Source organism: Photobacterium kasasachensis (assembly GCF_050336885.1).
Classification (GTDB): Bacteria; Pseudomonadota; Gammaproteobacteria; order Enterobacterales; family Vibrionaceae; genus Photobacterium; species Photobacterium kasasachensis.
This window is the reverse complement of record NZ_JAKJSH010000005.1, coordinates 659,561-684,827: the sequence shown is the minus strand read 5'-3', so window position 1 is coordinate 684,827 and position 25,267 is coordinate 659,561. Positions and strand designations below refer to the sequence as shown.

Here is a 25,267-nt window from a genome sequence, read left to right as displayed (position 1 = left end):
TACTGAATGCTGCAATTAAGCTGTTTTCGCTTTTAACTTGTTTGCCTCAGTGGCTGCCGTAGCTCTGGCCATCTGAAACTCACGCAGTTTTGAGTAGAGATAAGTGACCACAATTGAAAAGAACAGGTACGACAGAGCAAAAACGATTGGTGAGTTAATCACGTTCGCCTCCAGGCCCCACATAACGCCAGCTATAGTGACCGCCATTTTGGCCATCATCCCCATCAATAGCAGCAATAATGCAAGCTGTGGGTATCGTGTTGAGCAGCGAAATGCCAGCCAGTAACCTGTACCTACAGCAACTGATGCAATACCTAACCCGGCCATGAATGAATGAAAATGTTCTCCAGAAAGCACGCCGCCTAAAGTCGACATTAGAAAAATCAGAGCGAACTTCATACATACTCCTCTAAAACGAATAAGAGAAAAACAACCTTTCAATGCTAATCATTGCTAACAGGGGTATTTTCCCATCTTTTGTTCAATAATCATACTTCCCCAAAAGAAGCCGAAACCTAAAAGAATGCTAAAAGCTTATATTTTTACATCCTGTAACATGCTAATAGCGTATTATTACAGGAATATTTCACCAGGAGTTAAATGATTGTTAAAGATAGCATGAATTGTAAGAAATCTTTTCAAATCGTTAATATTGAAATAAATCTTCTAGAAAAAACAAATTTCTTCCAAAAAAAGCAGCAGGAGAATTTATCAACAGACCAGATTGGTTTATTAAATATGGAATTTAAGATTTAGCGAATGGATATGTTTTTTGCGTGATTCTGGCGAGCTTTATGCCAAAAAATCGTTCAACAATTGACCACCCGCGCTTCCAGTAGCTGACTACAGATAAAAAAACACCCGACCGAGGCCGGGTGTTCGAAAGTTAGAGCTGATGCTATAAAGCTCAGTTAGATCAGTTCTATGCTATCGCTGCTTCCAGTTTTTCAACTTTCACCGCCGCAACCTTGAACTCAGGGATCTTGGCGTGCGGATCCGTCGCTGTAATCGTCAATCGGTTTGCCGGTGACTCAGCAAAGTGGAACGGCACGAATACAACGCCAGGCTGCATACGCTTAGTTACAAATGCCGGTGTCTCTATACTCCCCCTTCGGGTCGATACACGCAGCATCTCGCCATTGCCGATCCCCAATCGCTCTGCATCAGCCACAGAAATCATTGCACGCGGACCAGCCAGATTATCCAGCCCTTTAGTCTTACGTGTCATGGTTCCGGTGTGGAACTGCTCAAGCAGCCGCCCGGTTGTCAGGATTAATGGATAGTCATCATCCGGAAGCTCTGCCGCATAGCGGAACGGTATTGCAACCATTTCACCTTTACCACGGATAAACGTCTCCTGGTGCATAACCCGGGTACCCGGATGCTGGGCGTCCTTACAAGGCCACTGGATTCCGTCTCGGCCAACGCGCTCCCAGTGAATACCGGCATATTGAGGTGTTACCTGACAGATCTCTTCGGTAATATCCTGCACAGATTCATATCCCCAATCGCTACCCATTGCGTTGGCAATGCTCTGAATAATCCACCAGTCTTCCTTTGCCTCGCCAGGCGGATTGATGGCCGGTGCGATACGCTGAACACGGCGCTCGGTGTTGGTAAAGTGCCCTGACTTCTCGGCAAACGAGCATGACGGCAGAACAACATCGGCATACTGCGCAGTTTCGGTGAGGAAGATATCCTGTACGACAAGGAAGTCGAGCTGTTCCAGTGCCTCAATCACATGTGCCTGATTCGGATCGCTGAGTACTGGGTTCTCACCCATGACATATAAACCTCTCACCTCCTGATGGCAGGCAGCGTCGATTATTTCTGTCAGCGTCAAGCCCGATTCAGATGGCAAATCCGGTTTATTCCAGGCCTTGGCAAACTTGCTGTGGACATCCGGGTTATACACCTTCTGATAGCCCGGCAGGTTATTCGGCAGTGCCCCCATATCACATGCGCCCTGAACATTAGACTGACCGCGAAGTGGATTAATACCCCCGCCTTCAATACCAATATTGCCACACAATAGCTGCAAGTTGGCAATCGAACGAACGTTATCATGTCCTGTCGTATGTTGGGTGATCCCCATTGAGTAGTACACAGCGGTTCTGTCCGCAGTACCGATCATTTCAGCCATCTTAATTACATCAGCAGCGCGAACGCCGGTGATAAGCTCGATCTTATCCGGCGAATATTCATCACGCATCACTTCAGCTTTCAGAGCTTCAAAGCCTTCAACGCGATCAGCAATATATTGCTCGTCATGCCAGCCATTCTTAATGATCTGCTGCATAATGCCGTTCATTAGCATTACGTCTGTTCCCGGACGATGAGCCACATAGAGCTGTGCATGCTCTGCAATATCGATCTTCTTCGGATCGGCAACAATCAAACGCGCCGTTCCTTTACGGATCGCCTGCTTGATGTGCGAAGCAATGATAGGGTGGGCAGAGGTAGTATCCGAGCCAATAATGAACACGACGTCCGAATGCTGGATGCTCGGTATATCGTTGGTCATAGCCCCGCTACCAAGAGAGGCTTCGAGCCCTGTTACCGTTGATGCGTGGCACAGACGGGCACAGTGATCGACGTTGTTTGTCTCCAGCTCGCGGCGAATAAACTTCTGGAAGGCATAGTTATCTTCGTTGGTTGTTTTTGCCGACGAGAACCCTGCCAGTGCATTGCCGCCATATTGAGACTTAATACCACCAAGTTTCTCGGCAACCAGCGTCAGCGCTTCATCCCAACTTGCAGGCTGCAACTCGCCATCCTTACGGATCAGCGGAGTGTTCAGTCGCTCTTCGCTCTGGATAAAGTCAAAGCCGAAGCGACCTTTAACACACAACATACCCTGATTGACCGGTGAATCCTTGGCACCCTGTACATATCGAATTTTGTTAGTGATCTCATCAACAAACATGGTGACCTTGCAGCCCACCCCACAATAGGTACAAATCGTATCGACCGGTTTTAGCATTTCAATTCGGCCTTGCGATTTGTCCCGGCTATCAACCAGCGCACCAGTCGGACATACCTGAACACAGGCTCCGCATTGCACGCAGTTTGAATCGCCCATGCTATAGCCGTTATCAAACCCTGGGCGACATTCCGGACGTTTGGCACTGCTGCCGTCACTATCTTTCATGAAGCTAAGCGCACCATGGACTGCCTGCTCATTACAGGCCTCGACACACTGACCACAGCTGATACAGCGGTTAGCATCAAAGACAATAAACTCTGAGCTATCATCAACACTGAACTTCTGACAGCTGCCCAAATCCAGATCTTTGTTCTCAACCTTATATTCGGTGGCATAATCACGAAGGCTACAATCGGTATTAGCCTGGCACCCACACTCAAGGCAGCGCTCGGCTTCCCGGATAGCGTCTTCGTTCATAAAGCCAGTTTCTACTTCGGCAAAGCTAAGTTCACGCTCTTTGGTACTCAGCTCCGGCATGACAGAACGCATAACTTTTTTGATCCCGGCGAACTGCTGAGGGTCAACCTGCTTCACCTTAGGTGCCTTCTGGGAATTGAACGGCTTGACCGGGATCTTTTCCATATCGCCATTGAAGAAGCGGTCTATCGACTCAGCAGCAATACGTCCGTCTGCCACTGCCTCGATGGCCGTAGCCGGTCCGCGACGGAAATCACCGATACTGAAAATATTTTCCAACCCGGAGTGCATCGTATCCGGATCCGATTCCTGAGTGAGCCAGCGGGTAACAGGCAGTTCAATATCGTCGTTTTCAAGAAACGCCAAATCTGGTTTCTGTGAAACGGCTGCAATTACCGTATCAAAATCTTCGGTGAAGTATTCGCCAGTAGCCTCAGGACGTCGGCGACCCGAGGCATCAGGTTCACCCAATGCCATCTTCTCAAGCTTTATCTCGCAAACGCGGCCGCTTGTATCAGCAATATTCTCGACGGGATTGGTCAGGAAGTGGAATTTAACGCCTTCATGCTCTGCTTCCAGGATTTCATAATCTTCAGCAGGCATCTCATCACGGGTTCGACGGTAGATCAGTGTGGTATCTGCCCCATCACGAACAGCTGTTCGTGCACAGTCTATCGCGGTATTACCGCCACCGATCACAGCCACTTTCTTACCTGTCGTATACTGGTGCCCGGTTACATAGTCTTTCAGGTAATCGACACCAAGGTAACAGCCATCAAGCTCACTACCCGTATAGTTCATCTCGACAGCTTTTGATGCGCCTACAGCCAGGCAGACGGCATCATAGTCGTTAGCAAGCTCGGATAAGAGAAAGTCTTTACCCAGCACTTTTCCGGTTTCAACCTTCATACCGTTTCGGCACATCAGCTCGATTTCTTTGTCCAGTATCGCTTTCGGCAAGCGGTACTCTGGAATACCGTAACGTAGCCAGCCACCAGCATGAGGCATCGACTCAAACACAGTGACGTTGTAACCTTCATTACTGAGGTAGTAACCACAGGTTAATCCGCCCGGTCCGCTACCAATAATGGCAATAGATTTGCCTTTGGCAGGTTTTACTTCAGGAACATATTGTTCCTGTGCTTCCAAGTCAGCATCCGCTGCATGACGCTTTAGCTGTCTGATAGCCAGCGGTTCATCAACAAGTCCCCGACGGCATTCCGTTTCGCAGAATGCCGGGCAGACACGGCCGATAGAAAGCGGCATTGGCAAAGTGCGCTTGATTACTTCGACAGCTTTTTGATGATCATTCTGAGAGATATGATAAAGATAAGACTGAATATCAACCCCGGCCGGACAGGCCGTCTGACACGGTGCCTCACAGTCTGCGTAGTGATCAGACAAAATGCGATTCAATGCTTTTTTGCGCGCAGCAGATAATGCATCACTCTTCGTAGTAACATTCATCCCCTCGCTAGGATGAATTTCGCATGCGCGCTTTGTGCCCTGTCCTTCGACTTCAACTACGCATAATTCACAAGGAACTTTTTCACCGTTTTTATTTAAGCCACATAGAGATGGAATATCAATTTGGCATTGTGTAGCGGCTTCAAGCAATGTTTGTTGATCATCAACAACCACGGCTTGTCCGTCTATTGTGACATTTATCATATATTGCCTCTTTCTATTGCTTGGCGCTGCATCAAGGTAATGAGTTATACGGATAAGCCGGATTTATACTCAGCTATCAACTCGTAACTAACTTCTTGTTCATAGGGAAAGCCAGTACAGCGCTCACGGATGATTTAGATAAATCATCATTTTTTTGTTATTCCCCCAACGTATCAGGTTCAGGATAAAATTCCTTGATTTGAAACACTGTAGTGGATTATTTTCCAAGCAAAATAAAGCTAGCAATAATTGCTATACCGCCTTAAATAGTCATATATTGAAATATATTTACATTATTAATTTTCAGCCAACCTACCTCCAAGGCGGTATATATATAATTCCAAAGTGTTAATTTCGTTAAATCATCACGACAAACTAAGATTAAATTTATAAACATACTGCTGACAGAATTATTAAGTGAAACAATAATACACAAAATGTCTTTTTATTAGACGGTAAAATACATTCTCACCAATCAATTATTGCTTGACGATAAAACAAAGTTTTGTGCAATCAGTTAATAGCAATTTCAAGGCTAGATTGAACAGCCTTTCAAACATGGGTGAATTGTATTCGCATTATAAATGTCAGCAGATAGCAGATAGCAGATAGCAGATAGCAGAGTATGGTGAACCATGGCGTAGGCATACACCCCGTTCAGCTTTGGCGAAAGAATGTAGTGAGAAAGCGAGGATAATCACAGAGTTGCCACAAAATCCGTTACCAAGCTATCAGGAAACGTTATATAAGGCGTGACTTTTACTTAATGAACATCATATAATTTGATGATAATGTTAATAATTTTGTGAGCTGCCGGGCAAATTATGGCCAATATTCTAGATTCTGTTGATCAGCGTACCCAGCTTGTCGGTGAAAACCGACTCGAGTTACTAATCTTCCAGCTGAACTCATCACAGCTATTTGCCATCAATGTGTTTAAAGTTAAAGAGGTTGTTAAGCTTCCTCGACTGAACTCACTTCCAGGTTCGCACCCAAATATCACCGGTGTTGCCAACATCCGTGGCCAATCTATTCCTGTCATCGATCTACGCCAGTCAATTGGTATGCGCCCCGTCGATACAGACGGCGAAAGCAATATGATCATCACCGAATACAACCGTTCGGTACAGGCATTCCTTGTCGGTCAGGTAATGAACATCGAAAACCTAACCTGGCGTGATATCCAGCCGCCACCGAGCCAGGTTGGTAAGAACAACTACCTAACTGCCCTGACTAAATTGCAGCGTGATGGTGTCGACCGACTAGTAAGTATCATCGATGTTGAAAAAGTGCTGGCAGAGATCATTGACTATGACATTCAGATCTCCGAAGAAGTTCTTGATAACAATATCGTGAACCACTTCCATGGCCGCAAGGTACTGATTGTTGATGACTCTTCAACTGCTCGTGCGCAAATCCGCGACACCCTTTCTCAGCTAGGGTTGCAGATTATTGAAGCAAGCGACGGTCTGATGGCTCTGAACCTGCTTAAGGGCTGGTGTGATGAAGGCAAGAATATCAATGAAGAAATCCTGATGATGTTCACCGATGCAGAAATGCCGGAAATGGACGGATACAAGCTTACCCACGAAATCCGCAATGACCCAAGAATGAACGACCTATATATCGCGCTTAACACATCTCTCAGTGGTAGCTTCAACGAGGCAATGGTGAAAAAAGTCGGCTGTGATCGGTTTATCTCCAAATTCCAGCCAGATCTCTTGGTTGAGGTTGTGCAAGACAGGTTACGAGCAGTACTCTAACCATCTCAAAACATGAAGAACTCGCCTGCGGGCGAGTTTTTTCTTTCTTCATGCCCCCTCCCTAGAAAAAGAGCTAGCAATAAATAAGACTGAAATGAAGTACGGTCAGTTTCAACAACAAGGTTAACCACAACTGTTCATCAGCAAACATTATTCATACTCCTTATGGGCCACTGGCTCTAGTTCATTCCAGGCTTTAAGCGTTTCTCCGTGCAAAATATCGATTTTCTGCTCAGTCACGTCTTCAGCTTTAACCGTTAGCTGCATCGTTAGTAACATGATGATGAGAAGAGGAAGCACCCAATCAGGTGCTCCTTTTGGTGTCTTTGGGGTCATACGTCATCGCTCCCTCAGTGCGTATTTGCCGTACGAACCTGGCTCTGACTGCTACGAAGCGTTACACGTCGGTCAAAGAAGTCACCTTCAAAGTTCTGCTCTGCTTTCAGTGGCTCCTGATCACCGTAGGCTGATGCGAAGATCTGGCTACCATCCACACCACGTTGCTCCAGGTAATCTCGAACAGCATCAACACGTTGTTGCGACAAGTTGTAGTTCTTCAGGCTGTCACCACGACGGTCCGCATAGCCAGCCAGTTCCCATTTCACATCAGGCGCCTGCTTCATCAGCTCTGCCAGTTCTTCCAACTGGGCTTCAAAGTGCGGTTCGATCTGGGCAGAACCGGTACGAAAGTGCACGTTCATCTCCAGTGCCAAATCTATCTGGCGCTCCTCAAGGCTGTTTTGATCGATGATTTGCTGCTGCAGACGTGCAATCTCTATCTGTGACTGGTTATAGCGCTGGCTAATGCGCTCAAGTTCGCCGTTACGTGCTGTCAGCTCTAGCATTTCTTCGTCTTGAGCCTGAATATACTGCTCCTGCCCCATTGCTGTACCGGCAATCCCGCCAACAATAGCGCCAATCACTGCCCCTGCCGGACCACCAACCAGCGCACCAAATGCCGCGCCGGAACCCAAGCCGATTAACTGCTCATCCTGGCCTGCGGTATACGTATCCTGAGTTGAATTAAGCCCGGATGCTTGCCCCTCTGCAGCCTGTGTTGCCGGTGCAATAACAGAAGCCATCATGGTGGTTGCAATCAGTGTTGAAATAAGCTGCTTTTTCATTTTTCATTCCTCATCAGTAAACAATGTGCTGATTGGTTGTTTGGTATCGACATCGTGTTTAAAGCGTTTGGACTGTACCGATGTCGTTTCGATGAGGTAATTAAACCAACTGGATCTGGCAATTTTCGGGAGGAAAAAGGGCAATATGCTGATCAATTGTGGCAAAAAAATGGCAATTGGTTGATATGGCTTTTTTCAGGCATTTTTTGTTGTATAGTCAGCACATATCAACATCCCGTACTACCCATTAACACCCGCTAAGGTCATACATGAAGAAGATTGTGATTGTCGAAGACGAAGTCGCTATTCGCGAAAACTATATTGATGTGTTAAAGAAACACGGCTATAGCGTGCAGGGATATGACAACCGGCCTGATGCACAAGCGGCATTCGAACAGAGCCTTCCGGATCTCGCCATTATTGATATTGGCCTTCAGAATGAAATTGATGGTGGTTTTTCGCTGTGTCAGTCTCTTCGCGCGCTGTCTCCTACTTTACCTATTATTTTTCTGACTGCGCGGGATAGTGATTTTGATACTGTCTGCGGGCTGAGAATGGGCGCTGATGACTACCTGACCAAAGATGTTAGTCTGCCTCACCTCATGGCCCGAATCGCCGCACTGTTTCGTCGCAGTGATCTGCTTGCTGTTCCGACAGAGCAAGAAACGCTGATTGAGCGCGGGGCGTTAACGATTGATAAGAATAAGATGCAGATTTTCTGGAACAAGCAGCTGGTTGAACTCACCGTCACTGAATTCTGGATGGTCTATGCGCTGGCCAAGCGGCCGGGGCATGTCAAAAGCCGCCATGACCTCATGGATGAGGCTCAGGTCGTTGTCGACGACAGCACAATCACATCCCACGTAAAACGGATCCGAAAAAAATTCCTGCAATATGATGATAACTTCGACTGCATCAATACCGTTTATGGCATGGGCTACCGGTGGGGCTCATAACCGAGGTTGATCATGAATATGCCTAAATTTCGTATCGGCCTCAGATTAAAAGTCATTCTGATTTCAAGCTTTCTGCTCACCCTGCCCTGGGTTGGCTATAAATATATTCTTGAAATGGAAAAACTGCTGCGTCAGGGACAGGAGCAGACGCTGGTAGGCACAACGCGTGCTGTTGCCACAGCTTTGAACGAGCGCCCTAAACTGTTTAGCTCTCAAGCAAGCTTTCTGGAGTCAGTCAAAAAAGGGCGCGACCTATATGCCTATGAACTTCAGTCTCCCATCACGCTCAATGGCCAACTTGCGGACTGGACAGACTATGATGACCGAATGGTGCACTACGGACGGGAATATGTTCAGTTCAGCCGTCGCCCGTATAGCAATAACAGTATCAGCTTCCGCCATCTTGTCGGAAAATATGACGGCTACCTGTATGCCGCCTTCGAAGTGCAGGATAAGAACCCTATCATGCGCCGAAAGAACTCCGTTCGAGTTGACCGCAACGACCACCTGATCATCGCAATGACCTCACCAGACGGCGAGTTCTTCCGCTATGTTGTTGCCGCCCATGAAGATGGCTGGGTCAATGCATGGCAGATTACCGATGATATCACTGACTCAACCAACCTGATCCTGCAAAACCAAATTCAGGGCTATTGGCGAACGACCGACAAGGGATACAACATCGAGCTCAGGATCCCGCTCTCGTTCCTCGGCAACAAACTGGGCTTTGCGTTCTACGATGTCAATAACAGTCAGAACCGTGAAATCGAGACAATCATTGGTACCTCCAATACCTCTCATCTTAATCGCTTGGGCACAGTATTGGTTCCGTCCCCGGAAATCGAGAAAATCTTAAAGGGTATGGGACATACCAGCACCCGTATCTGGGTTATTGATCGCCACCAGCGCGTACTGGCACAAACAGGCAATATCCAAGACTCAAACGGCGTATGGTCGTCATCGGTTAAATATGCCGGTAATGATGATTCGTGGTGGTCAACTATCGAGAAAAAAGTGCTTCATCCGCTTTATTATCGCTACTTTATTTCCGAGCCTACCGAGTTTGTCGACTCTCTCAAGGATGAAGCCTTGGTTAAGGGCGTGCATGTCTCGCAGGCGCTGAGTGGACGCGGGTACTCCCACTGGCGGCAGTCAGAAGATGGGAAGGCTATGATCCTTGCTGCGGCCTACCCTATCTGGTTGGGCGACAATGTGATGGGAGCCGTAATTGCCGAAGAATCAACAGTCGGTATTCAAACCTTGCGTAACCGGGCAATGGAGCAGCTGTTTAACGCTATTCTGACCATAATGGCTATTGGTACCATCACTCTGTTTTTGTTCGCATCGAAAATTTCATCGCGGATCCGCCGCCTTCGTGACGAAGCCGAGCAGGCCATTGACAGCCAGGGACGTATTCAGCAACACATTTCACCGACCGAAGATACCGATGAAATCGGCGACCTCTCACGAAGTCTGGCTGCGATGGTAGGACGATTAGGGCAATATAACCATTATTTGGAGAATCTTTCTTCTCGTCTTTCGCACGAACTGAGAACACCGGTTGCCGTTGTTCGCTCCTCAATAGAAAACCTGTCAATGCACAACCAGGATGAAGACTCGCAACGTTATATCGCCCGCGCACAGGACGGCGTGCATCGCTTGAGTACCATCCTCTCAAGCATGACAGAAGCAACACGAATTGAGCAAAGCCTTCAGGGAGCAGAAAAAGAACGATTTCCACTCAACGAACTTGTGACGGGATGCATGCAGGGTTACCAAATGGCCTATCCGCATCAAGCTTTCGATGTACAGACTGGCAAGTCGGACATTTTCATTTACGGAGCACCCGATTACCTTGCCCAGCTTCTGGACAAGTTAATTGCCAATGCAGAAGACTTTAGCAAGGATGAAGATGCGATTGAGGTTTCATTGGTACAGAAAGGGTTGTCTGCAGTTCTCACCGTCAGCAACCGGGGACCATTACTTCCAGACAATATGTCGGATCAACTGCTCAATTCAATGGTATCGGTACGCAGTCAGCAAAAGCAAACTAAACCCCACCTAGGTCTTGGACTGTTTATTGCCCGTCTGATCACCCAATTCCATCATGGTGAAATCGAACTTAAAAACCGTCTTGATCAGCAGGGTGTCGAGGTTGTGATTACCCTTCCCGTACAAATCATCGATAAATAAAACTATACCCAAACTACTTATACCCAAGCTACCTCAAGATGCTCGTTTCAGCGAGAATTACTTGGCTTGTAGGCTAGGCACCGATTAGAAAATCTAGTAGCTCTAAATTAATAATCGGTAACAACGCATAGAAGCCAAGTAAACTCGCCCTTAGGGAGTGAGCCAGCGCGCCCATTTCTGTGTCAAATAACGTTGAAAGGGAATACCATTCCTACCGTTATTTTCCTTGAACTGAACACGCTGGTCTCACTCTGAATCCTGCATCTTGAGGTAGTTTGGGTATAGAGACATTTAAATAGTTTGGGTATAACATAGCACCTTAACGTGATTCACGTTTGCCTACACCACTGCTGTATACAATCCGATAGCAATCGTAATAGCAGCAATAGCTAACAGCACTTCAAAAAGCATATTTTGCATAAATTATCCAACCAGCAGTCCCGATTATACTTGGGACGCTTAAGATCCGATGAGTGCTACCACGCCAAAGCTATGCCTTCCCACCAGGAGCGAGCAAGTTACCGGGCTTTGTTAACAACAACGAAAGATGTGAACTGTATGACACAGGCTCCATTGATAAAAAAAGTTTGATTATTGATTAACTAGCTTAGCTCGGTTCGAAGCATGGAAATGTAAACTTCCCGGCTCAACCAGATCACCTTCAATGCCAGCAGCAGACGAATACGATGAGTTAGGCGTTGCTTTGAATGCACGAATAACGCTAATCGCCGTATAAACACTAACTAATACAAATAACAAACTAACAATGGTGTCCAATATGCCTTCCTCTGTTTAGATTACATTATTAATACTAACGGCTGAGGCTAAATCGAACCTGAACAGCACAACAGAAGCAGCTTTGTGAATGTAACTTTTTGATTTTTTGGCTTTTGAGCCTCTACTACTCTCATCATTACATTTCATTACTTGTCATCACTCGCAGAGTTAAACCTACCACTTTGAATAACAAAGTATGAAACGCCACATCAGCACTGTGATAATAAAGTTGTCAACTTACCTTTTAACCAATACAAAGACGTGATCCATTCACAATCAGCCCTGCACTCATTTCAGCACATGGCTTACAAGCGCTTTAGATCCTTTACCCGTAAAAACGCTTGAAGAATAGCGAGAGCAATTTATGTGTCAGAGCTTATTTAATTCTCTCATCTCGCAGCTCATCGTATGACGACGCTGGCATCCACGATTTCTGCTCACCATTATCGGCCTGCGCCATCAGCTCCTGCTCTTTCTTTTCGATAGCTTGGTATTGAGATTCGCATACACTTTTCGTCACCTTGTCTTCGCCATAGGTACTAAGACAACGATCCATGTATTCATCATATTTCATCAACAAGGTTTCTGAATGTACCGGCGCCATAAAGAAAACAGCCACACCAGCCATCAATAGTGCACTTCGTTTCATCATCATTCACACCAAGGTAATTTTTGACCTTTTAAGTGAAGTTGATGAACAACGACAACGCCAGCTTATTAATGAGACACTCAATAAAAAAGGAGCCATCGGCTCCTTTTCCTTCAGTATCAGACAGTTTAACTATCTACTCACCACGGTCGACTTTCTTCTTAACCACGGTAGGCTTTGTTCTTATCCACGGTAATAGTTTTGAGGCACGAAAGGCATTTTCTCGACAGTCATCGGAAGCTTCTTGCCACGCACTTCAGCAAATAGCTCGGTTCCAATCTGAGCCAGATCCGTCTTCACATAAGCCATTGCAACCGGGGCACCTTTAGTCGGACCAAAAGTACCGCTGGTTACGATACCCACTTCGTTATCGTCAGCATCAAATAGCTTGCTACCTTCACGAACAGGCGCCTTAGACTGACCAACCAGACCAATACGCTTACGGGCAACATCTTTAGTCTTGATTTGCTCAAGGATCAAATCTGCACCAGGGAAACCACCAGCGCGCTCACCGTCTGCGCGACGAGGCTTGCTGATACCCCACAACAGGCTAGCTTCTACTGGCGTAGTCGTCGGATCGATATCATTGCCGTACAAACATAGGCCACATTCCAGACGCAGTGAATCACGCGCACCCAGACCAATCCACTCAACTTCAGCGTTGCCAAGCAACTCACGGGCTAGTTCATCAGCCTTATCGGCAGGAACAGAAATCTCATAGCCATCTTCACCTGTGTAGCCAGATCGGCTTACCAGACACTCAGCACCAAGCAGATCAATAGAGACCGCATCCATGAACAGCATATCGCTGACAGCAGGATTCAGACGAGCCAGCACTTCTGCGGCTTTAGGGCCCTGAAGCGCAAGCAATGCACGGTCGTCAATTAGTTCCATCTCAACGTCTTCAGGCAAGTGCGCTTTGATGTGAGCAATATCCTGATCTTTACATGCCGCATTAACAACAACAAACAGGTGATCACCAAAGTTTGTCACCATCAGATCATCAAGGATCCCGCCCTGCTCATTGGTAAAGAAGGCATAGCGCTGCTTGCCTGCTGGCAGATCAATAATATCGACAGGAACCAGAGCTTCCAGTGCTTTCGCAGCATTGGCACCATGAAGGCGAAGCTGCCCCATATGCGACACATCAAACAGACCTGCTGCTTCACGGCAGTGAATATGTTCTTTGCGAACGCCTAATGCGTATTGAACAGGCATGTCGAAGCCAGCAAAAGGAACCATTTTTGCACCCATCTCAACATGAAGTGCGTGCAGAGGTGTTACCAGTAATTCTTGGGACATACGTTTATACTCCGTGAACCGCGAGCATGCGGCTATTTTCCATATCACTTGTTGCGACTATGTTAAACTAGGTTTCCTATAGTAAACAAAGTTTCTTTCAGTTCAAACTGCGCGACATCACATAATTTCACAAAGACGTAAAATATTTCCTTTTGTCTGACTTTGCAGTCATACAAAAACGAACGATACGGTAATCAAGAAGCCAGCTTTGCCCTGTTGTTAATAACCTGTATCACCTGTTCCGATGAGTTACAGCCCTCCGGGCTGGTCACGTTTGGAATGGCAATAAACATCATAGTTCATTGCCAAACAATCGCCCGTTGCGAGGTTGTCACGATGCGGTCACCCATAGGATGTGTGCATCCTCTTTACTGATAGACACCAGCATATGCCCCATTGTGGCATCGTAGTAAACGGAGTCACCTTCTTTAAGCTGCACCGGCTCGTAGAATTCAGAGAAGAAAGTGATCTCTCCGGAGAGAACAAGCAGGAACTCTTCGCCGTCATGGCGGATCCAATCAGAGTAGTCCTCAAACTGACGCGCTCTTACCCGTGATTTGAACGGCATCATCTTCTTCTTGGTCAACTGTGTGGCCAGCAGCTCATGCTCATAGGTCGTTGTCGGGTGAGGTTTACCTTCATCCTGACGGGTAATGTCTCTACGACCGGTTGCCTTAATCTGCTTGGGAGGCGCAAATAGCTGAGGAATATCAATTTCCAGGCCGCCAGCCAACTTTTGCATTGCCTGGAATGTCGGAGAAATTTGTTCGTTCTCAATCTTTGAGAGCGTCGAACGGGCAAGACCAGTACGCTTGCTGGCTTCTTCCAGTGTCAGGCCATGGGCCATCCGGATTTCTTTGAGTCGCTTGCCAAGTTTCAGCGGTTCGATTTTTTCGTCTTTATCTGCGCCCTGTTCTTTCGCCACCGTCATCGATGGGTAGACATCAAGCTGTTGTTCGTCACTCATTACATCCCTCCTTGGTACTACTGATACTTCATTTTGGCATAGCCGATCGGAAACTTAAAAGTCATACGAATAAAAAAGTTTGACCCATGCATCATATTTGAAACAAAGTTTCCAAAAGGAAACATCAACTTTTCTGCTTCCTTTTTGACCGCCTAACAGGGCAATAATTGCACTGCGGCACATTCCTTTCTCCCACATTACCTCATTTGCAAAATACTTACAAAACCCTTACCAGAACTGGGTTTGTTACCGAATCTAACTACATCGCAACAACACCAATAAACTTAATAATGACTAAGAAATTGGCCTTTTGGTAGAAATTCACATGACAAGACGCAAACGTTTGCTTAAAATGCACGACACTAAAGTGGACGATGTTCCACTATTGGAAATTTTCGTTTGATCGGCTATCTATAGAAAGGTATGTTACGCAGTTGTTAGGGTCAGTTAGACATTCGGAATCATTTTTTCGTCTGATTAGAGCAATAAGCTGCAGATATTATCCATAACAACAAAACAGCCAACGACTCTGGAAATGGAACACCCACTAGGGCGCACTTGAGGATAACGTGAAATGAAAGCTTCATACCAAAACCACGATTTAGAAATGTTCTTCTCCACCAACCTTGCTCAGGTGGACGGAGCAGTCAACGCAGGCATCGAGGCAGAACTAACCCGCCAGAACCAGCAAATCGAGCTGATTGCCTCTGAGAACATCGTTTCTAAAGCGGTTATGCAAGCACAAGGTAGCTGTTTAACCAACAAATACGCTGAAGGCTACGCAGGACGCCGTTACTACGGTGGCTGTGAACATGTCGACGAAGTAGAGAAAATCGCCATTGCTCGTGCCAAACAACTTTTCCAGTGCGAGTACGTGAACGTTCAGCCACACTCTGGCGCCCAGGCCAACGGTGCAGTCATGCTTGCACTACTTCAGCCGGGTGACACCATCCTGGGCATGTCTCTGGATGCAGGTGGCCACTTAACTCACGGTGCTCGCCCTGCCCTTTCCGGCAAGTGGTTCAATGCGGTTCAATACGGCGTCAGCGAAGGAAACTGCGAAATCGACTACGACCAAGTGCGTGAGCTTGCTATCGAAAGCCAGCCTAAGATGATTATTGCCGGCGGTTCAGCCATTCCTCGTCAAATCGACTTTGCCAAGTTCCGCGCAATTGCCGACGAAGTTGGCGCATACTTGATGGTTGATATGGCACACATTGCCGGCCTAATCGCCGCTGGTGAGCACCCTAACCCAATCCCACACGCACACGTTGTAACCACTACAACGCACAAGACACTGCGTGGTCCACGTGGCGGTATGATCCTGACTAACCACGAAGACATTAACAAGAAAATCAACTCAGCGGTGTTCCCAGGCCTTCAGGGCGGTCCGCTGATGCATGTTATTGCCGGTAAAGCGGTTGCTCTGGGTGAAGCCCTGGAGCCTGAATTCAAACTGTACATTAAAAATGTGATCAACAACGCGAAAGTATTAGCAGAAGTCCTGCAAGCTCGCGGTTGCGATATTGTTACTGATGGTACAGATACGCACCTTATGCTGGTTGACCTTCGTCCTAAGGGACTGAAAGGTAATCAGGTTGAAGAGGCACTGGAACGTGCAGGTATCACCTGTAATAAGAATGGCATCCCATTCGACCCAGAAAAGCCTATGGTTACATCAGGCATTCGTCTTGGTACGCCAGCGGGCACAAGCCGCGGCTTTGGCTCTGAAGAGTTCAAACAAATCGGTGAGTGGATCGGCGATGTACTTGACGGTCTGGTTGCCAACCAGGAAGACAACAGTGAAGTTGAGCAACGTGTGAAACAGCAGGTACAGAAACTGTGCAGCCGTTTCCCGCTATATCAGTAATCCTCTACGATTATTGATTAAGACAAACCGAAATCTGTGGCCCGGAGCCTTTTTATACGGGCCTGTAAAAATAAACAAAATCTGCGGAAGCATTGCGCAAGGAGTAAAAATGGAAAATACATTGAAGTTCGCTGAAAGCCATGAGTGGGTACGCGACAACGGTGACGGCACTATCACTATGGGTATCTCTAACCACGCTCAGGGCCTACTAGGTGACGTTGTATTCGTTGATCTTCCAGAAGTTGGTGACTCAACAGAAGCAGGCGAGTCTTTCTCTCTTGTTGAATCTGTTAAAGCAGCCTCTGACATCTACGCGCCTGTAACCGGTGAAATTGTTGAAATCAACGAAGAGCTGGAAGACAGCCCAGAGCTGATCAACGAAGAACCGTACGAAGGCGGCTGGATTGCTAAGATCAAAGTGGCCGATGTTGAAGAGCTAAGCAAGCTTATCGACGGTGAGAAATACCTAGCGTCTATCGACGAAGACTAATTGAATACCGGCTTTTAGGTAACGAGAAAAACAATTTTCCGCTTAAAAGCCGTTTTCAACCTACTCTCGATGACTTCCCACTATTGCATCATGCTCAGGTGTAATAGGCAGTAACTGTTCAGGAAAGAACCATGACCGACATGACTCTTCTAAATGCATTAAGTGACGATAAGGAATTCGCAGGTCGTCATAATGGCCCGGATTCAGCACAACAAAAAATCATGCTGGAAACTATCGGCGTTGCAAGCGTTGATCAGCTGATTGAAGAAACCGTCCCGGCGGCAATTCGCCTGCCAGAACCAATGAAGTTAGACCAGCCTCAAAGCGAAGCAGATATGCTTGCCAACCTAAAAGCCATGGCAGGCAAGAATATCATCAACCGCAGTTTTATCGGTCAGGGTTACTACAACACCTTAACGCCAAACGTTATTCTGCGTAACGTCCTGGAAAATCCAGGTTGGTATACAGCCTATACCCCTTACCAGCCAGAAATCTCTCAGGGTCGCCTCGAGTCGCTGCTAAACTACCAGCAGATGATCATGGATCTAACTGGTATGGAGCTGGCCAACGCCTCGTTGCTTGATGAAGCAACAGCAGCAGCCGAAGCCATGACTCTGTGTCAGCGTGCTGGTAAAAACAAGAGCAAAGCATTCTTTGTATCGAACGACCTACACCCGCAAACTGTAGACGTCGTTCGTACTCGTGCCGGTTATATCGGCATTGAAATCATCACTGGCTCTATCGACGAGCTGGACAACCACGACGTATTCGGCGCCTTGGTTCAGTACCCTGGCACCAGCGGTAACGTGGTCGACCTGACTGAAACTATCGAAAAAGCACACGCCAAGAAAACACTGGTTGCCGTTGCCTCTGATCTGCTTGCACTAACGCTTCTGAAATCACCTGGCGAAATGGGTGCCGACGTAGTTATCGGTAGCGCCCAGCGCTTCGGCGTACCAATGGGCTTCGGTGGTCCGCACGCGGGCTTCATGGCAACCAAAGACAAGCACAAGCGTACAATGCCAGGCCGCGTTATCGGCGTATCGAAAGACTCCAAAGATAACCAAGCCCTGCGTATGGCAATGCAGACGCGTGAGCAGCATATCCGTCGTGAAAAAGCGACATCTAACATCTGTACCGCTCAGGCGCTTCTGGCAAACATGGCTGCATTCTATGCCCTTTACCACGGTCCGGAAGGCCTGCGTAAAATCGGCCGCCGTGTCCACCACCTAACAGCAATTCTTGCTGCAGGCCTGCGCAACTCTAGCATCGAACTGGCACATGACACCTTCTTCGACACCATTACGCTAAACACTGGCAAGAAAACGAACGAGTTCTACAAAAAAGCACTTGATGCAGGTATGAACCTTCGTAAGTATGACACTCAGCTTGGTATCAGCATTGACGAAACCACCAAGGTTGAAGATATCGAAGAGCTATTGGCTCTATTCAGCGGTAATGACCTGAAAGCATCCATGTTCACGGCTGATATCGCTTCAGACGAATTTGCAGCAATTCCAGAAAGCTGCCGTCGTACCAGCAAGTACCTGACGCACCCAGTATTCAGTGAGCATCACAGTGAAACGCAGATGATGCGTTACATGAAGAAGCTGGAAAACAAAGACTACTCACTGACTCACGGCATGATCCCGCTAGGCAGCTGTACCATGAAGCTGAATGCTGCAGCTGAAATGATCCCTGTCACCTGGCCTGAATTCGGTGCCCTGCACCCATTTGCTCCTGCTGATCAGGCGAAGGGCTATGCAGAGCTGGCTGAGAAATTCTCTGAAATGCTGTGCTCGGTAACAGGCTACGATGCATTCTCGCTACAGCCTAACTCAGGTGCCCAGGGTGAGTACGCTGGCCTAATCGCAATCCAGCGTTACCACGAGTCTAACGGTGATTCGCACCGTAACGTATGTTTGATCCCAAGCTCTGCACACGGTACTAACCCGGCTTCTGCCGCCATGGTATCGATGAAAGTTGTGGTTGTTGGCTGTGACGACCTGGGTAACATCGACGTTGAAGATCTGAAAGCGAAGATCGAAAAGCACCGTGACAACCTGTCATGCATCATGATCACCTACCCTTCAACCCACGGTGTATACGAAGAAGCCGTTCAAGAAGTGTGTGAACTGGTACACGAAGCTGGCGGTCAGGTTTACCTTGACGGTGCCAACATGAACGCACAGGTTGGCCTAACCAGCCCAGGCTTCATCGGCTCTGACGTTTCGCACCTTAACCTGCACAAAACCTTCTGTATTCCACACGGTGGTGGTGGTCCGGGCATGGGTCCTATCGGCGTTAAATCGCACCTGGCTCCGTTCCTGCCGGGTCACACAGAAAGCTCTGAAAGCGACAAGCCTCAGTACGCTGTATCAGCTGCTGAACTAGGTTCTGCTTCAATCCTGCCAATCTCATACGCTTACATTGCGATGATGGGCGAAGAAGGCCTGACTGAAGCCACGAAACTGGCTATCCTTGGCGCAAACTACGTGATGGAGCGTCTACGTCCGCACTACCCTGTTCTGTACCGCGGTACGCACGGCCGAATTGCTCACGAATGTATTATCGACATCCGTCCAATCAAAGAAGCCTCTGGCATCTCTGAGGAAGACGTCGCGAAGCGTCTGATGGATTACGGCTTCCACGCGCCAACCATGTCATTCCCTGTTGCCGGTACACTGATGATCGAGCCAACAGAGTCAGAAGACCTGGCTGAACTGGATCGCTTCTGTGATGCGATGATCGCAATCCGCCACGAGATTGCCCGAGTTCAAGATGGCGAGTGGGATCTGGCAGACAACCCGCTAGTCCACGCACCACACACTCAGGCAGACTTGATGGAAACCGAGTGGAACCGCAGCTACAGCCGCGAGCTAGGTTGCTTCCCGTCAAACCAGACCAAGGACGCCAAGTACTGGCCGACGGTTAACCGGGTTGATAACGTATTTGGTGACCGTAACCTAGTATGTTCTTGCCCGGGTATTGAGAACTACATTGAAGACTAAGGGTTTGTAGTCGTCTATATAAAATTTGGACAAACCTAGTAAAAAATGGACAAACTTCGGTTTGTCCATTTTTCTTTCTCTTCACTAATTACTTGAAGATAACCAAAAGCAGAGTCGAGCTGAATCTAATCTGACGCGTTCTCTAAGTCACTTCTGCCCCTTCATTCGCTTGTGTAAAAGCTCATACACGTTCTGTTAATGTGCGTTTGCCTTACCAAAATATATCCGATTTCAACACATCTCGAAATTATGCTTCACTGTGCAACCTAACATCTTACCATGGTCACTAACCTATTGATTATAAATTAAAGTTCTCAATAAAAGACTGCATTATATGTGCATAAAATGCGGCGCTGAGCCGTATAGAAAGCGTTATACGCTAAGACGGAAAAGGCACAAAATAGGAAATTATGAAGTTATCTGAACTGCAAAGTCATATTAAAGAATTTGACCATGCCCCTGAACTACCAGAGCATTACTTTCTCAAGTTGATTGAGGAGGTTGGCGAATTATCAGAATCAATTCGCCAGGGTACAAGTGGTCAACCATCTTTAGAAGAACTCAAAGGATCCATCGCTGAAGAATTGTATGACGTACTGTACTATGTTTGTGCTCTGGCGAATATTTACGGTGTGAATTTAGAGAAAACTCATGACCTCAAAGAAACCTTAAACAAGGTCAAGTACAACCGTGAGAATGCTTATACAACGCGTTTAAGGCAGATTCCCAACGGTCGGCATTCTGAGTTCCATGCTGGGTTTAGTGCTTTCGGCACAAAGTTTAGGCTATTTAGCTGCATTGCTCACTAATTAACCTAGCGTTATGTTGCTAGGAGTAAATATGTTGAAATTTGAGCGCACAAGTTCGAAACAAGTATCTTATTACTTAAAATGGATTAGGGCTATGACCATGGATAGGCTCGCCTGTGACTGGGTGAGTGAAGTAAATATCGCTGGCATGGAGCATTAAGCGCTGTGATATGTTATTCGCTTCAAGGCTATTGCTTTGCTCTGGGTTGTTATACAGATCACAACCTAAAATAGGGTGTCCAAATTCAAGGCTATGGATCCGCAACTGATGGGTGCGGCCTGTAACGGGTGTGTATTGCACTAAAGTTCTAGGGGGGTTATCCAAACGACTAATTACCTGATAGTCGCTAGTGGCACTTTTCCCTGTATCGTGGCAAATCTTTACTCGGGGGAACAAAGCCTTATCTTTAGCAATAGGGGCAGATATTTGGCCACTGTCAGCTTCAACCCACCCTGCTAACATAGCGAGGTAACGCTTTTGCACTCTCCGTGCTTGAAACTGTTTATTCAGACTCTTAGATGCAGAATTGTTTAAACCCACCACCATAACACCAGAAGTCCCTAAATCTAGCCGATGTGGTAATTTGGCATCCTCAAAAGCAGGCGTTGCTTTTTCAGTCTGGGTGGCGCCTTGACCATTAACTAAACGATAATGCACTGAATCCCAATTAAGAAAGTTTTTACCCGATAAACTTAACAAACCACTCGGCTTACTAATCAATAAAATATCATCATCTTGATAAAGGATCTCTACCCTAGCCTGACACTTAGGGGCCACAAAATTATCAATTATTTCACTATTAGAAGAGTCAGATTTAGACATTTAAGTTATCCGATATTTCTCAGTCTCTTAAAATTCGCAACAAGGTTTTGCCCGAAGTGATTGCCATTTAAGAAAAATGACTAACAGATCACTTTCACACGACCAACATCACCATTTTCTAAGCGGACTTTTATTCCGTGAGGATGATTTGGTGACTTCGTTAAAAGGTCTTTTACAATGCCAGAGGTCAGTGTTCCGCTTCGTTGATCTTTTTTAAGGACAATTTTCACTTCTAATCCAGGGTGAATATTGGCTCGATTGGTTCCACTCATTTTCTCTACCTTATTGTTCAGTGTGTCTTTGATTAAACGCTTCTCAACTCAAGTAAGTTCAAGATACTTGAGTATATTATCGTGTCAGCAACTATCAACTGACACGATGTTTATCGCTTGGTTGATCGGTTAATTGCTTGGTTATGAATTTCTCAACCAAACATCAGATTGACCAAGCCCTTTCTTCTTACGCTTTTTCTTACCCGTACCTTCTGGTTTTGCCATTGGCTTACTGGCCTCTAGCATCTCTTGGGTAATGGTTTCATCGAGTTCGTACCCTTCTACCTGTTCATGTTCAAGACGAATTTTGTTCTTCTTCTCGATCACTTTAAAATGATGAAAATCTTCATAATCAATCAGAGATAGCGCTAGGCCAACTTCACCGGCACGGCCACTTCGGCCAATGCGGTGCATGTAGTCTGATGGGCTTCTTGGCAGATCGAAGTTAATCACCACTGGCAACTTTTCAATATCCAAACCACGGGCTGCGATATCCGTTGCAATCAATACATCAATCTCACCCGACTTAAAGGCTTCCAGTATACGGGTACGGTAGCCCTGCCCTTTATCACCATGAAACACTTCGGCTTCAATGCCGCGTTTATAAAGTTTGTCGGCTAAGTGCTCACAACTGTTCTTCGCATTAACGAAAACAAGCGCTTGTCGCCATTGATGCTGTTTGATCAAATGCGCTAGTACCGCAGTCTTTTCGCCTTTATTGACGTTAAAAACACGCTGTACGACGGTGCTGGCATCATCACTTTGCAGCTGGATTTCAACCGGGTCGTTAAGCAGTTCTTTAGTTAGCGTCTGTACTTGCTCAGGGAACGTCGCAGAGAACAACAGCGTCTGCTTTTGTTTCGGCAATTGACCCAACAATTCAGATAGCTCATCCGTAAAGCCAAGGCTTAACATCCGATCGGCTTCATCAAGCACTAAGGTCTTTACCTTATCTAGCTTGATCGCATTACTTGAAATTAAGTCGAGTAATCGACCTGGCGTTGCAACCAAAATATCGGTGCCGCCACGGAGCGCAAGCATTTGGGTATTTGCAGATACTCCACCGAAAACAGCCACCGTTTTAATTGCACCGTTAAAATGCACAGCATAGGACTTAACGCTGTCAGCAACCTGTTTAGCTAGTTCACGCGTTGGCACCAAAATCAGCCCAGTAACATAGTTACCTTTGCTGTCCCTCGAGTGCTCGGCATTTTTTTGAGTAAAAATATCCTGCAACAATGGCAGTGCAAAAGCCGCTGTTTTACCCGAACCTGTATTTGCACCTGCAATTAAGTCACGCCCCGCTAACACACTCGGGATAACTTTCGCTTGAATCGGTGTAGGTTGTTGATATTCAAGCTCTGTTAATCGTGCTAACAAAGGTTGAATTAAAGCAAGTTCAGTGAAGCTGGCTGGCGTTGTGGCAGTAGTCATTGGGGAATAAAGGCTCTAGCAAAGATAATGGCGTGCATCTTAGCGTATTTAAGCCCTATGAAGTAGCACAATGATAAGTCTAATCGTTCAATGGATGAAGTAACTTTCAGATACAAGAAAGGGGCGATTGCTTCGCCCCTATTATGTTTGCTTGGTTATTTATGACCTATAATCTCCGCCATTTTTCACCATCAACGAGTGGATTACCTCACAGATCACTATAAGCCGTTTAGGTTTAAGAGTGCTCAAACTAATCCAAAGTTCTAATCATATGATTGATTAGTTGGTCGATTTTTTCTAGGCCATATTGATCGCAGAGCTCTTTTCTATAACCCTCATCACCTATCGCCCTTACGATATCTTCATTAGCCGGATCTCCAATAATAGGAGTATGATGTACGTTATCACCTGTATACTGAGATTTGTCAGTCATCTCTTTATCTCCCTTATGTCTTGCATCGAAGTACGGGCTTTTGGAGCGTTACCGGATTCACTGTCCGTCCCCTACTCGCTTTCGACCCTGACCTCGATTGAGCTTACGCCGTAAACACTTTCAAGCGCTTTCTGCAAAAGCGACATTTCTATTGTAGCCAAACTTATTGGTATCTTGAGGCAAGAGGCGTATGTGGCTAAGGTGATAGTGTTGCTATTTCAGCACAGTGCTCATTCTGGCAACGACATTGAGTCTTACACTTATTCTGCAACATAACCAAGTTTTCTTTATTCATCTTAAATGCTGTAATTCGCTTACCCTCCCCTGTTTAACGAGAGTCGATAAGCGTTACTTCAGCAAAAGCAGTTAGTTAGCAAAAAAAGTATGAAATCAACAAACATGGTAATTGATGCCAGATTCATCAACGACGGCTTTCAAGTTCTCAGTGGCAATATTCAATGCCAGAGGCAATTCATTACTTCTAGTCCCGGCAAGAAACAGGAGGTTCTCCATTGTTTGCTCAAAATCAGCAGGTAAGCTTGAACACTGCTTCACCGCCACCTCAACCAAACGCTTTTCACCTGGATGAGGTATAAGATTTACGGCAAACAAAATATCAAAATAGCTCACCAGATATTCGGTTAGTCGATGCTGAACGCTGAGATAATCTTGCCGCTTTATCGCCTTGATTATCTGTTGTGGATAAGCAGGAGCCGCATCACAAAGCAGAGGCAAGTTTTTAGCGATCACTGCAGCGGCTAACTCTCGGCTGTAGTCTACGGTATATTTATCTTGAAGCCTCGTTAACTCATCATGTCGATCAAAGAAAACTTTCGAGCTCAGCAAGTTAGTCCAAAAGCACGTGCTATATCCCACGTTTGGCTGATGCTTGAACAACACACGCTCAAGTTCCTTGTCCAACCAATCTATGCTTCGATAAATGAGCTCGACCTCAGTTCCAGAGTTTAGTCGGCCATCATCCTCGGTTTCCCAATATTGGTTGTTTATCTCCATTTCACAACAATGATGTGAGGTTATCTTTTGCCTTACTTCAACCGGGATAGTTTCATTAACGTAGACATAAATATCATAGTCAGAAAGTGAATCGCTCATTTGCGTACCATGAGAACCGGCTATTGCTATAGCATCAACTTGTTTCAACCCGGCAAATTCATGTAACAATGCTAGCAATACATTATCTTTCACTTCTCTCATTTCTTTCTCCTCTCATCTTGACTTCAAGCTTGGAACAAAATAATCACCCCAAACGAGTGCCTAATCACAAAGAAGAAGATTGGGCTTAATTTATGCTTGCGGAGT

The 25,267-nt window shown here is 46.5% G+C and carries 19 protein-coding genes and 1 pseudogene; 8 read left to right on the top strand and 12 right to left on the bottom strand.

Going from position 1 to position 25,267, the window contains the following annotated elements; translation table 11 throughout:
• Positions 1-15: 15 nt before the first annotated feature.
• Entirely contained in the window at positions 16-399 is a 384-nt protein-coding gene (locus tag L4D19_RS07420; protein ID WP_160649429.1) for an NADH:ubiquinone oxidoreductase, read from the bottom strand.
• Between the two features lie 201 nt (positions 400-600).
• On the opposite strand from L4D19_RS07420, the gene L4D19_RS07415 reads away from it, so the two are divergent.
• Complete coding sequence (locus tag L4D19_RS07415) at positions 601-756, top strand: hypothetical protein (RefSeq protein ID WP_428451909.1); 156 nt, start codon at positions 601-603, stop codon at positions 754-756.
• 166 nt (positions 757-922) lie between these two features.
• Here L4D19_RS07415 and fdhF read toward each other — a convergent pair whose 3' ends face one another.
• On the bottom strand, positions 923-5,074 hold the full coding sequence (gene fdhF, locus L4D19_RS07410) for a formate dehydrogenase subunit alpha (protein ID WP_428451908.1): 4,152 nt from the start codon (positions 5,072-5,074) through the stop codon (positions 923-925).
• Positions 5,075-5,898: 824 nt separating this feature from the next.
• On the opposite strand from fdhF, the gene L4D19_RS07405 reads away from it, so the two are divergent.
• Complete coding sequence (locus L4D19_RS07405; protein ID WP_428451907.1) at positions 5,899-6,837, top strand: chemotaxis protein CheV; 939 nt, start codon at positions 5,899-5,901, stop codon at positions 6,835-6,837.
• A 150-nt stretch (positions 6,838-6,987) separates the two neighbouring features.
• Here the strand turns inward: L4D19_RS07405 and L4D19_RS07400 are convergent, their stop codons facing one another.
• Together L4D19_RS07400 and pdsO are read right to left on the bottom strand one after the other, a co-directional pair.
• A complete protein-coding gene (locus L4D19_RS07400) occupies positions 6,988-7,173 on the bottom strand; it encodes a hypothetical protein (RefSeq protein WP_428451906.1) in 186 nt (61 codons plus the stop codon).
• 14 nt (positions 7,174-7,187) lie between these two features.
• A complete protein-coding gene (gene pdsO, locus L4D19_RS07395; RefSeq protein ID WP_428451905.1) occupies positions 7,188-7,961 on the bottom strand; it encodes a sortase-associated OmpA-like protein PdsO in 774 nt (257 codons plus the stop codon).
• Positions 7,962-8,230: 269 nt separating this feature from the next.
• Here pdsO and pdsR point away from each other — a divergent pair, with 269 nt between their 5' ends.
• Together pdsR and pdsS are read left to right on the top strand one after the other, a co-directional pair.
• Positions 8,231-8,917 (top strand): proteobacterial dedicated sortase system response regulator, encoded by a 687-nt coding sequence (gene pdsR / locus L4D19_RS07390; protein ID WP_428451904.1) that lies wholly within the window; start codon positions 8,231-8,233, stop codon positions 8,915-8,917.
• Positions 8,918-8,929: 12 nt separating this feature from the next.
• A complete protein-coding gene (gene pdsS, locus L4D19_RS07385) occupies positions 8,930-11,110 on the top strand; it encodes a proteobacterial dedicated sortase system histidine kinase (RefSeq protein ID WP_428451903.1) in 2,181 nt (726 codons plus the stop codon).
• Positions 11,111-12,263: 1,153 nt separating this feature from the next.
• Here the strand turns inward: pdsS and L4D19_RS07380 are convergent.
• The 3 genes from L4D19_RS07380 to L4D19_RS07370 form a co-directional block, all read right to left on the bottom strand.
• Complete coding sequence (locus L4D19_RS07380; RefSeq protein ID WP_428451902.1) at positions 12,264-12,539, bottom strand: hypothetical protein; 276 nt, start codon at positions 12,537-12,539, stop codon at positions 12,264-12,266.
• 180 nt (positions 12,540-12,719) lie between these two features.
• The gene (gene gcvT, locus L4D19_RS07375; protein ID WP_428451901.1) at positions 12,720-13,838 is read right to left on the bottom strand and encodes a glycine cleavage system aminomethyltransferase GcvT; all 1,119 of its coding nucleotides are present in this window, start codon (positions 13,836-13,838) and stop codon (positions 12,720-12,722) included.
• Positions 13,839-14,169: 331 nt separating this feature from the next.
• A complete protein-coding gene (locus L4D19_RS07370; protein ID WP_075767615.1) occupies positions 14,170-14,805 on the bottom strand; it encodes a helix-turn-helix domain-containing protein in 636 nt (211 codons plus the stop codon).
• A gap of 574 nt (positions 14,806-15,379) precedes the next feature.
• Here L4D19_RS07370 and L4D19_RS07365 point away from each other — a divergent pair.
• The 4 genes and pseudogenes from L4D19_RS07365 to L4D19_RS07350 form a co-directional block, all read left to right on the top strand.
• Positions 15,380-16,675 carry a serine hydroxymethyltransferase gene (locus L4D19_RS07365; protein WP_428451900.1) on the top strand — a complete coding sequence of 432 codons (1,296 nt, stop codon included), beginning with the start codon at positions 15,380-15,382 and terminating at the stop codon, positions 16,673-16,675.
• Positions 16,676-16,784: 109 nt separating this feature from the next.
• Entirely contained in the window at positions 16,785-17,165 is a 381-nt protein-coding gene (gene gcvH / locus L4D19_RS07360) for a glycine cleavage system protein GcvH (protein ID WP_075767617.1), read from the top strand.
• Between the two features lie 131 nt (positions 17,166-17,296).
• Complete coding sequence (gene gcvP / locus L4D19_RS07355; protein ID WP_428451899.1) at positions 17,297-20,176, top strand: aminomethyl-transferring glycine dehydrogenase; 2,880 nt, start codon at positions 17,297-17,299, stop codon at positions 20,174-20,176.
• Between the two features lie 410 nt (positions 20,177-20,586).
• A pseudogene (locus L4D19_RS07350) lies at positions 20,587-20,868 on the top strand (MazG nucleotide pyrophosphohydrolase domain-containing protein); the annotation flags it as partial.
• 193 nt (positions 20,869-21,061) lie between these two features.
• Here L4D19_RS07350 and L4D19_RS07345 read toward each other — a convergent pair.
• From L4D19_RS07345 to L4D19_RS07325, 5 genes are all read right to left on the bottom strand, one after another.
• Positions 21,062-21,808: an RluA family pseudouridine synthase gene (locus L4D19_RS07345; protein ID WP_428451898.1), complete on the bottom strand. Its 747-nt coding sequence runs from the start codon at positions 21,806-21,808 to the stop codon at positions 21,062-21,064.
• Positions 21,809-21,888: 80 nt separating this feature from the next.
• Positions 21,889-22,080 carry a YwbE family protein gene (locus L4D19_RS07340; protein ID WP_160650618.1) on the bottom strand — a complete coding sequence of 64 codons (192 nt, stop codon included), beginning with the start codon at positions 22,078-22,080 and terminating at the stop codon, positions 21,889-21,891.
• Positions 22,081-22,221: 141 nt separating this feature from the next.
• Positions 22,222-23,514 (bottom strand): DEAD/DEAH box helicase, encoded by a 1,293-nt coding sequence (locus L4D19_RS07335; RefSeq protein WP_428451897.1) that lies wholly within the window; start codon positions 23,512-23,514, stop codon positions 22,222-22,224.
• A 250-nt stretch (positions 23,515-23,764) separates the two neighbouring features.
• Positions 23,765-23,947: a hypothetical protein gene (locus L4D19_RS07330; protein WP_428451896.1), complete on the bottom strand. Its 183-nt coding sequence runs from the start codon at positions 23,945-23,947 to the stop codon at positions 23,765-23,767.
• Positions 23,948-24,337: 390 nt separating this feature from the next.
• Positions 24,338-25,162: a DUF4037 domain-containing protein gene (locus L4D19_RS07325; RefSeq protein WP_428451895.1), complete on the bottom strand. Its 825-nt coding sequence runs from the start codon at positions 25,160-25,162 to the stop codon at positions 24,338-24,340.
• Positions 25,163-25,267: the final 105 nt, after the last annotated feature.

Excerpts from the sequence above, each read along its gene's own strand:
- L4D19_RS07420 (WP_160649429.1), bottom strand. The coding sequence starts at position 399 with ATGAAGTTCGCTCTGATTTTTCTAATGTCGACTTTAGGCGGCGTGCTT.
- L4D19_RS07415 (WP_428451909.1), top strand. The coding sequence starts at position 601 with ATGATTGTTAAAGATAGCATGAATTGTAAGAAATCTTTTCAAATCGTT.
- fdhF (WP_428451908.1), bottom strand. The coding sequence starts at position 5,074 with ATGATAAATGTCACAATAGACGGACAAGCCGTGGTTGTTGATGATCAA.
- L4D19_RS07405 (WP_428451907.1), top strand. The coding sequence starts at position 5,899 with ATGGCCAATATTCTAGATTCTGTTGATCAGCGTACCCAGCTTGTCGGT.
- L4D19_RS07400 (WP_428451906.1), bottom strand. The coding sequence starts at position 7,173 with ATGACCCCAAAGACACCAAAAGGAGCACCTGATTGGGTGCTTCCTCTT.
- pdsO (WP_428451905.1), bottom strand. The coding sequence starts at position 7,961 with ATGAAAAAGCAGCTTATTTCAACACTGATTGCAACCACCATGATGGCT.
- pdsR (WP_428451904.1), top strand. The coding sequence starts at position 8,231 with ATGAAGAAGATTGTGATTGTCGAAGACGAAGTCGCTATTCGCGAAAAC.
- pdsS (WP_428451903.1), top strand. The coding sequence starts at position 8,930 with ATGAATATGCCTAAATTTCGTATCGGCCTCAGATTAAAAGTCATTCTG.
- L4D19_RS07380 (WP_428451902.1), bottom strand. The coding sequence starts at position 12,539 with ATGATGAAACGAAGTGCACTATTGATGGCTGGTGTGGCTGTTTTCTTT.
- gcvT (WP_428451901.1), bottom strand. The coding sequence starts at position 13,838 with ATGTCCCAAGAATTACTGGTAACACCTCTGCACGCACTTCATGTTGAG.
- L4D19_RS07370 (WP_075767615.1), bottom strand. The coding sequence starts at position 14,805 with ATGAGTGACGAACAACAGCTTGATGTCTACCCATCGATGACGGTGGCG.
- L4D19_RS07365 (WP_428451900.1), top strand. The coding sequence starts at position 15,380 with ATGAAAGCTTCATACCAAAACCACGATTTAGAAATGTTCTTCTCCACC.
- gcvH (WP_075767617.1), top strand. The coding sequence starts at position 16,785 with ATGGAAAATACATTGAAGTTCGCTGAAAGCCATGAGTGGGTACGCGAC.
- gcvP (WP_428451899.1), top strand. The coding sequence starts at position 17,297 with ATGACCGACATGACTCTTCTAAATGCATTAAGTGACGATAAGGAATTC.
- L4D19_RS07345 (WP_428451898.1), bottom strand. The coding sequence starts at position 21,808 with ATGTCTAAATCTGACTCTTCTAATAGTGAAATAATTGATAATTTTGTG.
- L4D19_RS07340 (WP_160650618.1), bottom strand. The coding sequence starts at position 22,080 with ATGAGTGGAACCAATCGAGCCAATATTCACCCTGGATTAGAAGTGAAA.
- L4D19_RS07335 (WP_428451897.1), bottom strand. The coding sequence starts at position 23,514 with ATGACTACTGCCACAACGCCAGCCAGCTTCACTGAACTTGCTTTAATT.
- L4D19_RS07330 (WP_428451896.1), bottom strand. The coding sequence starts at position 23,947 with ATGACTGACAAATCTCAGTATACAGGTGATAACGTACATCATACTCCT.
- L4D19_RS07325 (WP_428451895.1), bottom strand. The coding sequence starts at position 25,162 with ATGAGAGAAGTGAAAGATAATGTATTGCTAGCATTGTTACATGAATTT.